The organism is Gaoshiqia sp. US2 (assembly GCF_059705485.1).
Genome location: NZ_AP048550.1, coordinates 188,278 through 204,213, shown reverse-complemented (window position 1 = coordinate 204,213; position 15,936 = coordinate 188,278). Strand labels below are relative to the sequence as shown.

At 37.5% G+C, this 15,936-nt stretch carries 10 protein-coding genes; all 10 read left to right on the top strand.

Going from position 1 to position 15,936, the window contains the following annotated elements; translation table 11 throughout:
* Positions 1-225: 225 nt before the first annotated feature.
* Positions 226-441 carry a hypothetical protein gene (locus tag AC6H3C_RS00790; RefSeq protein ID WP_497518611.1) on the top strand — a complete coding sequence of 72 codons (216 nt, stop codon included), beginning with the start codon at positions 226-228 and terminating at the stop codon, positions 439-441.
* Positions 442-553: 112 nt separating this feature from the next.
* Entirely contained in the window at positions 554-1,108 is a 555-nt protein-coding gene (locus tag AC6H3C_RS00785) for an RNA polymerase sigma factor (protein ID WP_497518610.1), read from the top strand.
* Between the two features lie 267 nt (positions 1,109-1,375).
* Positions 1,376-2,401, top strand: a complete 1,026-nt coding sequence (locus tag AC6H3C_RS00780; RefSeq protein WP_497518609.1) for a FecR family protein — start codon at positions 1,376-1,378, stop codon at positions 2,399-2,401.
* A 93-nt stretch (positions 2,402-2,494) separates the two neighbouring features.
* The gene (locus AC6H3C_RS00775; protein WP_497518608.1) at positions 2,495-5,803 is read left to right on the top strand and encodes a TonB-dependent receptor; all 3,309 of its coding nucleotides are present in this window, start codon (positions 2,495-2,497) and stop codon (positions 5,801-5,803) included.
* Between the two features lie 17 nt (positions 5,804-5,820).
* Positions 5,821-7,260, top strand: a complete 1,440-nt coding sequence (locus AC6H3C_RS00770) for a RagB/SusD family nutrient uptake outer membrane protein (protein WP_497518607.1) — start codon at positions 5,821-5,823, stop codon at positions 7,258-7,260.
* Between the two features lie 210 nt (positions 7,261-7,470).
* Positions 7,471-9,126: a lyase family protein gene (locus AC6H3C_RS00765; protein ID WP_497518605.1), complete on the top strand. Its 1,656-nt coding sequence runs from the start codon at positions 7,471-7,473 to the stop codon at positions 9,124-9,126.
* A 3-nt stretch (positions 9,127-9,129) separates the two neighbouring features.
* On the top strand, positions 9,130-10,671 hold the full coding sequence (locus AC6H3C_RS00760) for an alpha-L-arabinofuranosidase family protein (protein WP_497518604.1): 1,542 nt from the start codon (positions 9,130-9,132) through the stop codon (positions 10,669-10,671).
* A gap of 169 nt (positions 10,672-10,840) precedes the next feature.
* Complete coding sequence (locus tag AC6H3C_RS00755) at positions 10,841-12,364, top strand: MmgE/PrpD family protein (RefSeq protein WP_497518602.1); 1,524 nt, start codon at positions 10,841-10,843, stop codon at positions 12,362-12,364.
* Between the two features lie 74 nt (positions 12,365-12,438).
* Positions 12,439-14,370 (top strand): beta-L-arabinofuranosidase domain-containing protein, encoded by a 1,932-nt coding sequence (locus tag AC6H3C_RS00750; RefSeq protein ID WP_497518600.1) that lies wholly within the window; start codon positions 12,439-12,441, stop codon positions 14,368-14,370.
* Positions 14,371-14,502: 132 nt separating this feature from the next.
* Positions 14,503-15,852 (top strand): sulfatase family protein, encoded by a 1,350-nt coding sequence (locus AC6H3C_RS00745; protein WP_497518598.1) that lies wholly within the window; start codon positions 14,503-14,505, stop codon positions 15,850-15,852.
* Positions 15,853-15,936: the final 84 nt, after the last annotated feature.

Here is a 15,936-nt window from a genome sequence, read left to right as displayed (position 1 = left end):
TTCATTCCCATGACACCCCAAAGGGCAATACATAGGTAACAGAACTTTTGCCTTGGCGTGTGTTATTCTTCTATTTTAGGGGTTGGAAGAATATAGTGAAATAACGCAGTTGCGACCTGTCAATCAGCACTTTATTCTAATTTATCTGAGGTTTTCTTTTTGAGTAATACATTCGCAACTACTGTAACCTTGAGTAATGGCGTACCGATAGAAACCGTTTCGAAGATGCTGGGACATACCTCATTAAAAACAACTCAGATTTACGCAAGAATTGTAGATACAAAGATTTCGGAAGATATGAATCAGTTGCAAAAAACTCTAAGCGCAAAAGATTTAAATAAACCTGAAGGAGCAGGAATAAATATTTCTGAATTAAATAAATATGGTATGGAGGAACCTAATCTGAATTTGGTACAACGAAATATAACCTCGTACAATTAATCCTTTTTGCACGAATTCTCATAATATTGAATTCATTTTTTAGATTTGTCAGGTGAAAATATAAATCAGCACTCTCTCACTGAAACTAATGATACCTATAGAGTCCAAAATATTGAAGGAATTAAAGAAGGGAGATCATTCCGCTTTTGAAAAAATATTTGAACGATATAGTAAGCAATTGTTTCAATTCTCCTTGAGCTACTTAAAGTCGGAAGAAGCGGCTGAAGATATTGTACAGGAAGTTTTTATTAAAATCTGGAACAATAGAAAAGAACTAAAAACGGATACTTCTTTCCAATCTTACCTGTTTACAATAGCACTTAACTCAGTTCGTAAATATTTTAATCAACTTTCAAGGTTAAACGAATTAAAGCATGGTATTTTATTTGATTCATCTGGACTCAAATCTAATTTCGACGACCGTTCCGATTATCAGGCAATGCTGGATAAACTGGACGAATTGATTAAACAGATGCCTGAAAAACGCAGGGAAGTTTTCATAAAAAAGAAGATCGAAGAGAAATCGCTGAAAGAAATTTCTGAAGAATTAAATATTACCACGAAAACGGTGGAATACCATATTACTGAAGCCATGCGGTTTTTGAAGAGTGAGTTTGATAAACTTCAGATTCAAGGTTTGATATTCTTTCACCTTTTTATTGGTTAATCCACGATCCTCTGCCGTCAACACAAAGTGGATATAAGCAATTGAATTGCTATATAGACTATTGATAGATTAATTGGTAATCCGGCCCTATTCTTGTAACATTTTTCTTTTTTCACCATGTCTGTATGTTTCTAAATACCAGTCTCTTAATGTTGTGGTGTTTGTTTTTTCAGTAATATCAAAAAAAAAAATTAACTTTTCACTAGGGATATCTTTAGTTTCAGGATATAATGGCAGAAGTTTGATTTAAAGGTTTAAATAAAAACCATGGAAAATAAAATCAACTATAAAACGCTGCTCGATTTCTCAAAAGGAAAATACTCGTACAACGACTATTTAAATGTAAAGCATTGGTTTACCAATGTTAGAGATGACGTGAAAGTCGAAGAACAGTTGTTAAGCCAATGGAAAGAATTCTCAGACAGCCCAAATACTAAGTCCCTTCATTCTATTTTTGAGAAAATACAGTATCAAATATTACTTGAAGAGAAAAGTAAAGAAAAGAAAAAGAGTATTTGGTACTATTACCGGCAGGTAGCTGCAATTCTTATTCCTGTACTAACAATTTCTGCCACGATCTATTTTCTTTCGACCCCTACCAAAAATACCACTCTATCCTGGTATGAAATTAATGTACCTGAAGGGGCAAAGATTGAATTTATGCTTCCTGACAGTACTTCTGGTTGGTTAAATAGCGGGGCAAAGCTTAAATACCCTGCCGTATTTGCCAGACATCGTAAAGTTGAACTTATTGGTGAGGCATTCTTCAAAGTTAGGCATATGGAACATTCCGATTTTACCGTTGGTGTGAATGATATGGATATAAAAGTTTTGGGGACACAATTTAATGTGTCTGCCTATGCCAGCGAAGCTGTTACCGAGGTTGTTTTGAAAGAAGGGAAGGTTGAAGTAAAAGGCAAAACAGCAGCATTTAGTCAAGTTCTTCATCCAGGCGAAAAAATATCCTATAACCATGAAAAAAGATCACTTAATACCTTGGCCGTTGATCCGAATGTTTATACCGCTTGGACGGATGGATTCTTGGTAATTGACAATGAACCTCTGGCACAAGCTGCCAAAAAACTTGAACGATGGTATGGTGTTGAGATTTCAATTCAGGACGAAGTTCTAAAAAATTTCAGATTTAAGGCGACCTTCCAGGAAGAGACACTTGATGAAGTCTTACGGTTTATTGCTATGACAACCCCAATCACATACAAAATAGAAAACAGAGACCAGAATTCAAATGGAGTTTTAAAAAAGAAACATGTAATACTAAAACTTAAACAATAAAATGCAAAACAGGAAAGTGTTTGCGGCACTTTCCTGAAAGGTTGCAGAGCGAAGAACAACGAATTATTTAATCACTCTAACAAATGTAAATTTATGGAAAAATTTCGAGAACCCAGGGCATCGACTTCCTTTTCATCAAAGGAAAGTTTTGCCTTAAAAAAAATTTTCAGGATGGTACGTTTTACTCTATTCTGTTTTTTCTTCAGCCTGATACAAGTAATGGCTTTGGATACTTACTCCCAACAGACGCGGATTTCGTTAAATCAACAGAATCAACGACTCGAAGATGTACTAAAGACAATTGAAGACAAGTCTGAGTTTTTTTTCCTTTACAACAAGGATTTGATCAATGTTGCCCAAACTGTAAACATTAACGTAACTAATCAGACGATTACAGCAATCCTGGATAAGTTACTGAAAGAGACGGATATTAATTACTCCGTAATTAACCGGCAGATAATCCTTTCGAATCTGGAAGGCATTTCCGGGCTAACAGCCCAACAATCCAAATCCATCTCCGGCCGCGTTACCGACTCTTCCGGTGCGCCCTTGCCCGGAGTAACGGTAGTTATTAAAGGAACCACCACCGGAATAATTACCGATAACAGTGGTAAGTACTCTCTTTCCAATGTTCCTTCAAATGCGACATTGGTGCTGTCTTTCGTGGGAATGAAAACACAGGAAATACCGGTTTCTGGACAAACAAGTATTAATGTAACACTTACAGAAGAAACAATTGGTATAGAAGAAGTTGTTGCTATTGGTTATGGAACGGTCAAGAAAAGCGATTTGACTGGTTCTGTGGGCTCTGTTAAAGGCAGTGAAATCGGGATGACCCCCATAACTAATGTGATGCAGTCTTTGGCTGGACGTACCCCTGGCGTTTATGTCATGCAAAGTACCGGAGAACCAGGCGCTTCTATGAATGTACAAATTCGAGGGGCAAATTCAATTCGCGGAAGTAATGAACCCTTGTATGTCATTGATGGATTCTTATATTCAGGAAGTGATATTAATATACTGAATAATAATGACATTGAAAGTATTGAAGTTCTTAAAGATGCCTCTGCAACTGCAATATATGGATCTCGTGGGGCAAATGGGGTTGTACTTATTACAACAAAACGGGGGAAGGAAGGACTAACCACAGTAGATTTTGAATCCAGTTTTGGGTTTCAAACATTGCGGAAGAAACTAAAATTAATGGATGCAACAGAATATGCCAATTTATATAATGAGCAAGCTGTAAATGATGGCCTTTCACCTTATTTTTCCCAGGAAGAAATTAACGGGTATGGAATTGGGTACGATTGGCAGAATTTAATCTTTCGGACTGCTCCGGTTTATAACAATACTTTAACGATAAATGGAGGAACAAAAAAAACTAAGTTCTCACTATCCGGAAGTGTATTGAACCAACAAGGGATTATCAAAGAGACTGGTTTTGAAAGATATTCACTTAGGGCAAATATAAGCCATGAAATCAATGAGGTTTTTTCTGTAGAGTACGGGGCTATTATGACGAAAAATATAACGTCAAAAGAGAACTCACAACAAGGGGACAGAGGTAGTACACTTCTTTCTGCAGCGATCGTTGCTCCGCCAACTTTAACCCCATATAATGACGATGGCTCCTATCGGTTTTTGGCAACCGGGCATTCATTTATTTCTGGTAATCTTGTCAATCCTTTAAACTATCTTAATGAGGACAGCAGAAGTACCGATAAGAATTCCGTTTTGGTAAATTCTGCTTTGATTTTTAAACCTGTAGAGGGGTTAACCCTAAGAATATATGGAGGCGCCGAAAATACAGAAAGCAGGAGTGACCATTACAGAACATTGAAATTTACAAACTCGCAGGGAGTAGCAGATGTTTCTGTATCAAATAACCTGAGTCTTTTAAATGAGAATACGCTTAGTTATAGTAAGATAATTAATGAAAAGCATAGTATTTCGGCCGTTGCAGGTTTTACTTATCAGGATTTTGTGTATAAATCATTAAGTGGGAGTGGTACTGGTTTTTTAAATGATGCAATTGAAACGTACGATTTAAGTTCGGCAGCAAGTCCTGGTATCCCTGGTTCCGGTTATTCAAAATCGGTTTTACTTTCCTATCTGGGACGAATTAATTATACATTCAGTAATAAATATCTCTTAACAGCCAGTATAAGATCAGATGGCTCTTCTAAATACAGTGTTGGCGATAAATGGGGATATTTTCCTTCGGCAGCCTTTGCATGGAAAATTAAAGAGGAATCATTTATGAAAAACATCCCCTTTATTAGTGACTTGAAACTAAGAACGAGTTGGGGCGTGACTGGAAGTCAGGCAATAAATGCTTATCAAACACTTACCCAACTGTCTTCGGGAATAATGGTTTTTGGCGATGATCTTTATACTACTTTTTCTCCAGGGACTCTTTTGCCGGGAAGACTAAAATGGGAATCAACAGAACAAATAAATTTAGGATTTGATATTGCTTTTTTTGACAGCCGCTACAGGATAACTGCTGATTATTATTTGAAGAATACACGTGATTTATTAAACCCGGTCAGTTTGCCATCATCTTTGGGTTATTCAAGTACAATCAGAAACGTCGGCCAAATTAAAAACCAGGGATTGGAACTTGTATTGGATTCAAAAATTTTAACTGGAAAGTTTAGATGGGATTTGAATGCTAATATTGCAATTAACCGGAATAAGGTTATTAAATTAAATGATGGGCAGGATATTCTCACTGGAAGCTTTTCGAATCCATTGATAACTGACAATGCGAAGGTGTTAAGAGAAGGAGAACCTTTAGGAGTTTTTTACGGATACCTGAGTGATGGATATGATGAAAATGGGAACCAAAAATATAAAGATATTGAAATCGATGGAATAATAAATCAGCTTGACAAAACTATTATTGGCGACCCAAATCCTGATTTTATTTATGGATTGAATTCATATATGTCTTTTAAAAACATCGAATTAAATTTATCTTTTCAGGGCACTTACGGGAATGATATTCTTAATGTAAGCGGGATTTCCACTATCGACTACCAAGGCGGTTTAAATACTCTGAAAGAAGTTTACAATGATCATTGGACCCCAGATAATCTCAATGCTAAATATCCTAAAATAACAAAATCCTCAACAGCAAAGTATTCTGACAGGCAAATTGAAGATGGTTCATATTTAAGGCTCAAGAATATCCAGCTTTTATATACCCTTCCAGTGAAAAAATGGAATATTAATGCATTGAGCAATGCACAGGTTTATGTTAGTGGGCAGAATTTATTAACGGTAACCAGCTATTCCTGGTGGGATCCGGAAATAAATTCAATAGGACAAGGTATCGATCAATATTCTTATCCAACTGCAAAAACCTATTCATTTGGCATAAAAGTATCATTTTAACTTTAAAAACAGGACCAATGAAAAAAATACTATTTGTTTTGTTAAGTATCATGCTTTTTTCGTGTGAAGATGTATTGATAGAAAAACCAAAATCAATTGCAGTTGAAACCTTTTACAATACCCCGGATGAATTAGAATCTGCCGTAGCTGCAATCTATGGCCCATTAAAGCAAAATGATTGTATGGGTGGACGTTATCCGGGTGTTCATAATTGCATGGTTGATTATGCGTTCGGACGTGCAAGTCATGCCCCAATCAGTGAATTCCAGGTGTTTGACGCTACAAATATCAACCGCACATACGTTATGTGGCAACTATTTTACCAGAGTATCCGAAATGCAAATCTGGTAATTAAGAATGCTCCGAATGGGAAAGATTTGGCTCCTGATGATATTGCAAAATCAGTAGGGGAAGCAAAGTTCATGAGGGCTTTGATTTATTTTATAATGGTAAGGAACTGGGGTGGAGTTCCAATCCGGACCGAAGAAAATATGACGGTGCAGGATATTAAGAGGAACAACGCCAATGATGTATATCAATTAATTGTTCAGGATCTTTTAGTTGCTGAGGCAAATCTCCCGGACAATTCTCCATTACCAGGAAAACCATCTAAATGGACAGCCAAAACAGTCCTGGCTGATGTTTATTTTTATCAGGCAAAATACACTGAGGCCAGAGATAAAGCCAAAGAGGTGATCAATTCTAATAAATATGCTTTGGTTAAAGTAAATGTTGCAGATGATTTTAGTAAAGTTTTTGGACCAGACGTAATTACAACTTCCGAGGAAATATTTTACCTAAAATATTCAAGAAAATCAGATAAGGGCTGGCGATATGTTATGTTTATGGCCTATCCGGGAACAGGATATCATCCAAGCGGTGGAAACTATATTACATATAGTGACAAGATTTCAAATTCTGTTATGAAGAACTGGGATCAAAATGATCTTCGTTATTCTTATGGGTGGTATAGTAAAAATATCGGTTTTGGGGCAAACTCAATTTTACCTAAAAAATTTATTGATCCAAATGCTTCATCTCAAGATGGCGCAGGAAATGATTATCCATGGTACCGATATGCCGATCTGTTGTTACTCTATGCTGAAGCAGAATGCCAGGTAGCCGGTAGCCCCACTTCAGATGCAATAGAAAAGCTAAACATGGTTCATCGCCGCGCGTATGGAAAAGATCCATTAAGCATTTCTGATATTGACTTCAAATTGAGTGATTATAATAAAGAATCTTTCATTGATCTAGTGCTCAAAGAAAGAGGTTATGAAACACAAATGGAAGCAAAACGTTGGTTAGATCTTAAACGAAGCGGAAAAGCCAAAGAGATAATTAAAGCCGCCAGGGGCAAAGATGTTAGCGACACATACATGCTTTGGCCTATTCCTCCTTCTGAAATGGAATATAATAAGTTAATCACAACTGAAGATCAAAATCCAGGGTATTAATCCCGCAAATTCTTCAAAAATAAAGTTGGGGCTCGTTCTTCGCTATTGATGGCGGCCTCAACTTACAATATTTTGAGAATGAATAACTTCTCTGCGGGAAGACGGGGGACTTCTGTGGAATCGATTTTTAACTGACTGCAATCAAGGAGGAAATACCATCCTTAGAAATTAGGCAACTAAATTATTTTTTATCTATTTAAATTTTATTAAATGAACAGCTTAAAATATATACTAATCGTAATTATTATTTCAGTTTTCGAAGGAATATTCGTCGATGGAATTGCTTCAGCTCAGGCAGTAAATCCAAATATCGAAGAATTACGACAAGAAAAGGATACACTCAAATTACCTGAATCAATTAGCAAAGAAGAACTTGAATTCCTTGGTTCTCATGAACATCGGCTCCATGCGACAGGAACTCCTCCATCCGATATGAGATACAATGGAAAAATTCCTGGAGCCCATTGGAAAGAGGAACTTGATCGTGTTGGCAACAAATACAGGTACGATAAATTAATGGATCAGGCATGGACTGTTATGTTGTATAAACAAGGACTTATTCCTGTTGATGTTGCGAAAAAAGTACTTTCTGCATTGGAAAAATCGGAAATAGGGGGAGAGAATGCATTAAAATCACTTTTAGGAGGTGATGAATATCTTGCCAGTATGACACAGTTGGGGAGGACTACACAAGAACCGATGTCAAGGCTGCAAATCCGTGAAAAACAATTAGACGTTATTGACGATACCCATGCCCTTCTCCACGAACTTCTTGATGCTATCGAACGGAACTCGGGAACAATCATGCCAGGTATGAGCCACATGGCCCATGCCCAGCCAACTACTTATGGGGCGTATCTCCTTGCTTTATATGATGGAATCTATGACGGATTAGAGAACCTGGAATTGGCCTATAAACAGACTAATAAGAATAGTGGGGGATGTGGTGCAACTTCCGGCACCGGTTGGCCGGTTGACCGTAACCTTGTCACAGAACTACTGGGTTTTGACGAATTGATAGAACCCACTTATGAAGGTGAAGCTGGACAGGATTTCGCTATGAATACATTATTTGCCTTATCGAATACGATGATAACATTAAGCCGTACCGCAATGGATCACAGTATCTGGGGGATGGATGGTTACAGAACTAATCTTGTGCCTTGGGGAAATGCGGGAGTTAGTTCTCTAATGCCGCAAAAAGCACATTCTTCATCTGAATATGAACTGATTCGAAAAAGTGCGAACAATGTTATCGGTGCAATGACAGTAGGGATGCTTGGACTTAAAGGAGAACCATTTATGGATATATTACCAAGTTATCAGGCCTCCCATTGGACATCATATCAAGGAGCAATTGGCGCTCTTTGCGAAGTTGAAGCGGTTATGGCAACATTCGGTGACCTGATAAAAAACGAGATTGTTGATAAAGAAAAATTATTGCAATTAACTCGTGATGGCTGGGGATGTACACCGGATCTTGCTGTAAAGTTAATCCGAGAAAAAGGATATGCTTCCCGGCAGGCTCACCGGATTTGTGCAGTAATGGTTCGTATAGCCAGAATACACAGGAATATTAAACCCTATGAATTAACTGGCGCAATGCTCGATGAAGCTGCTCGCATATCTCACGACCCGGAACCACATATCACCACAGAAGAGATCCGTGAAATTATGGACCCGGTAAAGTTTATCGAACGCCACGACAATACCGGAGACCCAAATCCAAAAGAAACAATCCGCATGGTTAAAATTCGACGGGATCAATTAAAAGAATCCGAACAACAACAAACTCTTCGCCGCGAAAAGGTAGAAACCGGCTTCAATTTATTAAAAACTGAGATTACAAATATCATTAATAAGTAATTTATGAAAACTATAAGACTTTTTTTACAAATTTTCTTTTTGTCAAACTTATTATTTGTCTCATGTTCCAATGATAATGAACTGAACAATAATGAACTAAAAAGTGCATCAATTGGTGAATTAAATTCTAATGCCACAACAATTTTTGTCGACGAGAATTCGGAAATAAAAAATGCTGATAAATACTTGTTAGGGATTAATTATGAATGGGGCTACAATCCAATGAAAGTTACCATGGAGGATGGTAATGTTTTGGATATATCGCAGGATTGCATTAACGTCATGAAAACCTCAGGAGTTCACCTTCCACTTAACCGAATGGCAGGTACTTCTTCCCAGTTGATGAAATGGAAAGAAGCAATAGGCCCATTGGCAAGCAGAACATCACAAGGAAATCCCAAAGTTAAGCAGCGGATGGGAATAGTAGAATGGATTAACCTGGTTAGAAGCATCGACCCTGCTGCTGAATTTGTACTCGTCTTAAATTATGAACAGGAAATACCACAAGACTTTGCAGACTTGGCTGAATTTTTAACAGGTGACGGTTCTGTAAATATAAACGGTGGAATTAATTGGGCTCAAAAAAGGATTGAATTAGGTATTGAAAGACCCGTTAAAGTTGTTCTGTGGGAACTGGGAAACGAGTTGGATACCAAGACAAGCAAATATACCCCTGAGTATTATGTCAGTAAATCAAAGGAAGCCATAATTGCCATTAAAGGAGTTTGTCCCGATGCAAAATTTGCAGCGATTGGAGCAACTTCTCCCTGGGACAATAAGAGGGATTGGAGTCGATGGAACACCACTGTTTTACAAGGTTTAGGAGATCAAATCGAATATCTTACATTCCATCCTTATTACGCAAGGAGTCAATCTGCAATGAACAACATGGAGAACTACATGAACGAAATGAAAACCCAAATATTGTCTGCAACCGGTTCAGATAGAATCAAACTTTATATCTCAGAACATGGAGTATGGCCAGCGAATTTAAATGATCAATCTACGTGGGTACAAACCCATGATTTAAAAGGAACTTTGGCGACAGGTGCTTTCGTCAGTAGGTTGTGTAACCGTGCAGATGTTGCTTTTTCTACAATTCATGCTTTCAATGCAGGTCCCTGGAAGATTATTGGCCGTGATAATACATCTGGCAGCAGATTTACCTCAGGCATTGCTGAAATGGTGAATGCATTTTATAATGCAACAGGGCAAAAAATAATAAAGTCTTCGTTAACCGGGAAGGATACCGTTAATCTGGAGATGACAGCCATGTTGACAGAAAAAGGAATTAACCTGGTGATTTTCAATCTTGAACCAAACAAAAAACGGAATTTGAAATTTAAATTCGATTCTAATCCATATAAATTGGTTAAAGAAGTTGTAGTTACTGCAGAAGACTTAAGTTCTTACAATTCTTATGGAAATAAAAAGATAACAACAACAGAATCATTGTGTTCAGATAATAATGCATTCACCAAGTACCTAATGCCTGAAAAAAGTATGGTCGTGTTGTACCTGGAGAAAAAGAATTTGCCTGAATAGTTCAGAATTGGAGTATTTTATGAAGATTTCATCCACTGCCTTGTTGTTTCTGTTATTTGGCTTCGGTCTTAAAAGAAAGATATGGTTTATTGACAAAAACAACATGTCGCAGTGGATTTATTGACGGAAGAAATGTTAGCTCATCAAAAATATATCAAAGATTAATAAAATGATAAACAGAGCTTTACTATTGATTATCTTAAATTTTGCCCTCAGTCTTTTTTGTTTTAAGGCAGAGGCTCAATCGGTTACTAGCCAGCTAAATGAGGATGTTATTCTGGAACAGAGGCAGCAAACGTTTACACTTACACGTGCTATAGCTAAGCTTGCGATTCAGACAGAAATATCGAAAATAGATACTGCCGCATTCGATGCGGCTAAACTAGCCATGATTGATGCTCTTGGAACAGCTTTAGCCGGGCATAATGCAGATGGAATTAAGCAAATATCCACACTATTAAATACCTGGGGAGGAAAGCCTGAAGCAACAGTTTGGGTATATGGCACAAAACTACCTGTTCCAGAGGTCACTTTTATGAACAGCGCAATGGTCCATGCTTTGGATTACGACGATATCCATCTTCCTTCTCTAACACATACCATGAGTATCATTTTACCGGTTGCGATGGCTATTGGTGAGTCAACAGGAGCGTCAGGAAAAGAAATACTGACAGCAATTATTCTTGGAGTTGAAATAACCGGAAGGCTAGGTGTTTCTGGCAATCAATATTTACGAGAGGGATTTCTTCCAACATCAATTTTAGGTGGTTTTGGGGCAACAGCCGCCGCATGTCGTCTGAAAGGCATGTCTGTAGATCAAACTGTCGATGCGATGGGGATTTTTTATGCCCATGCATCAGGGAACAGACAGGCATTAATCGACCGGACATTGACCAAGCGTATCCAACCTGCTATTGGCGGTAAAGCAGCCGTAATATCAACTTGCCTTGCTGAATTAGGAATTAATGGTCCTGACAGGGTGTTTGAGGGAGATGCGGGAATAATGGCTACCTATGGGAAATACGATGCAATGGATAAATTGATGGATAATATTACAGAACAGAGGACCTTCTGGGAAATTGAACGGTTAAGTTACAAAGGTGAAACCAGTTGCGGGCACAGTAACCGGGTAATTCGATCCGCGATAGATTTATCAAAAAAATATAATCTGAAACTTGCAGATATTGACCAAATAGAACTTTTTGGAATTGAATGGAGTAAACTGGTGGCTACCCCGTGGAACCCAAACCACAAATATCCGCAAGTACTGGCCCAGTTTTGTGCTCCTTACCAAGTGGCTTCAGCAATAAAAAACGGACATTTTGGCCCGAATGAGATTACTGAAGAACGGGTAAAGTCTGATAAAGAAGTTTCTGATTTCGCTGAAAAAAGCGTGTTTATAAAAAGTAAGGATGATTTTGGTGCGTCATATCCGGGAGGACATACCATTCGCATAAGGACTAAAGCCGGTCAAATTTATGTCCTTTCCCGGGATAGCGAAAAAGGTATCCGGCCAGAAGGAGAAGACGAACTAATTAAAAAATTCAGGGAGAACGCTAAATTCTCTGGGTTGTGTTCTCCATTGCAAGCTGACAAAATAATTGAAAGCGTAAAACATCTTGAACAATTCATTAAAATTAGCGACTTCATTGATAATTATTTGGTTTTTAGAGCAAACCTGCCTGACAAATAATACAATAAAATTTTGAAAATTTATTAGTCTTATAAGTATTTGCGTTAGCAATTTATATAAAACAAAACTTTCTTATGGGGGGGAAATATTTTCTTACAATACTGTTTTTTTTGACTACTTTTTTTTCTGGATATAATCAGGAAAAGTATCATAAATCCCATTATTATCAGGTGTTACCAATGGGTTCGATAGAACCAACAGGATGGATCAAAGCCCAGATGGAAAGAGATCTGGCAGATGGAATTCCGGGGCATTTTGATCAAATCAATAATACTGTGACCAAAGATTTATTTGTGAATTCTGATCGCAAATCAGGTGTTATTATTGATAATATGAAAAGTTGGTGGAGTGGAGAACACGAAGGTTATTGGAAAGAATCGGTTGTTTGTCTAGCTTTTTTGACGAATAACATGAAATATGAAAAAATAGCACAAAAGTGGATAGATGATATTCTTGCAAGTACCGATTCAACAGGATACATAGGAATTTATTGCAGTAAGATTGAACCCAACTGCAGATATATGCATGTAGGCGAAAATGGTGAACTTTGGACTCAAAGCCTCATTTTTAAAACAATGCTTGCTTATTACGAATTCACTGGTAAGACGGAAGTTTTGAAAGCAGTCGAAAAAGGGGTTCATCTTACAATGAAAGCATACGAGAAATCAAATCCTTTTATGTATGGGGAAGGTGGAGTTAGTCATGGAGTTGTTTTTTTTGAAATTCTTGAATGGCTCAATCGAATAACAAAGGACGCTTCCTATGCCAGTTTTGCGGTAAAACTATATGATGAGTTTAATATTTCCGACGTCAGAGATAATGATATTGTTAAATCAAACTTATTAAATGTAAAAAAATTATTTCAAGGGCATGGAGCACACATTTCTGAAGGTCTTTTTGTGCCTTGGTTCATTGCTAATCTTTCTCATCAAAAAGAAATGAATATTGCATCTCAGAATGCATTAGAAAAATTAAAATCTCATATTACGCCTGGTGGCGCAATGGTTTGTGACGAAAATATCAGGCAACAACAAGGTACTGCGAATGGTTTTTATGAATATTGTTCAAATGTTGAATTGGTTAATTCGCTAAAAACGGTCTTGGCATATTCAGGAGATTTATCTGTTTCTGATATGATTGAGAAACTTACATTTAATGCTTTGCAAGGTGCACGTTTACCTAATCTAAAAGCTCTTTCATATTTAACATCAGATAGTCGCTTGTTTATGAGTAAAACGAATCATGAGGGGCGAGAAACTTATGATTCATCTCACGAAGCGGCTGCATGTTGTGCTTTAAATGGAGGAAGGTTAATGCCCTTTTATGTTCAGAGCATGTGGATGAGAGATACTTTAAATAACCGTCTGATAGCATCTTTATATGGTCCATCTACTCTCAACACCCATATTAATGGCACGGATGTCTATATAAAAGAAGATACCCGATATCCATTCTCAGATGACATTGTATTTGAAGTAAATCCTTTAAAGAAAAAAAAATTCGGCATTTGTTTGAGGAAGCCTTTCAACGTAAAAAATATGAAAATATCAGGAGTTTCAGAGGAAGAAATACAGGACTGCGGTACCTTTATTGTTATCAATCGGGAATGGAGATTGAATAACAAGTTCAAGATTCAATTTGATTTTAACGTGAATAAAATTGAACAACCTTCCAATACAGGAGGAAAAAGTGAGTTCTATTTTCAAAGAGGCCCAATTGTGTATGCATTACCTTTACCTAATAAAATTGATACGATAAGAGAGCATAATAGCTGTAATTTTTATCAATTTCTGATGGCTCCAACAGACTCTTTGGGATGGACTTACAGTCTGAATAAGGATACTGAAGCTACCTTTTATAAAGCGGATAGCAAAAACCATTTGTTCCCATTTGACAAACCGGTTATAGGACTTCAGTGTAAGTTTAATGAGACCAAAAAAAGTATTATGCTTGTACCAATGGGCAATACAATTTTACGTAGAGTCACCTTTCAAAGAAACGATTAAACAATGAATGAGTTCAATATTATAGACTAGATAATCAATTAATTAGAGATGAATTCAAAAATAGAAATGATAGGTTTGACAATCGGAATCTTCTCATCATTACATAGTTATGGAGAACAAAAAATCGAACAAATGCAGCGTCCCAATATTATTTTCATATTAACCGACGACCAGCGATGGGATGCACTTGGTGCAATGGGTAATTCAATCATCAAAACACCAAATATGGATCAGTTGGCCAGTTCGGGGGTTTTGTTTCAGAATGCCTATTGCACAACTGCAATTTGTTGCGTGAGCCGTGCAAGCATATTAACCGGTCAATACGAATCTAATCATAAAATACATGATTTCGAAACCGACCTTACTCCGCAAGCTTTTTCGAAAACGTATCCATATTTATTAAAAAGGGCCGGTTATAACATTGGGTTTATTGGGAAATTTGGCATTGGTCATCATCCACCCGGTTCCTCCTTCGATTTCTGGATTGATACGGAAGCAGGGGGAAAAGGACAGCCTGATTATATCACCACCGACAAGAATGGCCATCAAATCCACGACACGGATACGATAGGATCGGCAATGCAAACCTACTTAAGCCAATTTGGTAAAAATGGTCCATTTTGCCTTTCGGTTAGTTTTAAGGCACCGCATGAACAGGACGGTTATCCTCCAAGGTATATTATTCAACCCCATTACAAGGATTATTATCAAGATGTGGTTATTCCAGAGCCGGTCACGGATGATCCCAGGTATTGGAACCAATTTCCTGATTTTTTTCGAACAGACACAAATTTTGCCAGGGCGAGATGGAAGGGACTTTTCGGAACGCCTGAGTTATACCAGGAAAATGTAAAAAACTATTACCGGTTAATAACCGGAGTGGATGATGTGATCGGAGAAATGATGAAGAAGTTAAAGGACATTGGTATTGCCCGGAATACCATTATAATAGTTATGGGCGATAATGGTATGTTGCTGGGCGAGCATGGAATGGAGGGGAAATGGTATGGATATGAAGAATCAATTCGTGTCCCTCTTTTGATCTATCATCCTGGGTTGCCCGACAAGGTCAGACAGTATAGGGCAACACAAATGGCTTTGAATATCGACATTGCCCCAACGATTCTTTCCATGGCGGGAGTCCAGGTTCCCGAAGAGATGCAGGGAGTAAACCTTATTGATCTGATAGAAAATAAGATAATGGAAAGAACAGCCTTTTTCTATCAACATTATTTTTTGGGTAGTCCACGTATTCCCCGGGTAGAAGGGGCTGTAACAAAGGACTGGAAGTACATGAACTACGTGGAACATGGTTACGAGGAACTATTTGACATCAAACACGATCCCCATGAGACGCAAAACAAGGTAAATGATCCGGCATTTACAATAAAACTTAATGAGTTGCGAGAAATATACCGGGGACTAAAAGAGGAATACGCAATACCTCCCAAAGAATGGTCAAATTTTAAATCTGCCTTTTAATAGCGGTAACTGATTTGCAGAATCAGTTGATCGATGAAAATGAAGAAGAGACTAACCATTAAGGTTAGGGAAAGCAAAAATTTT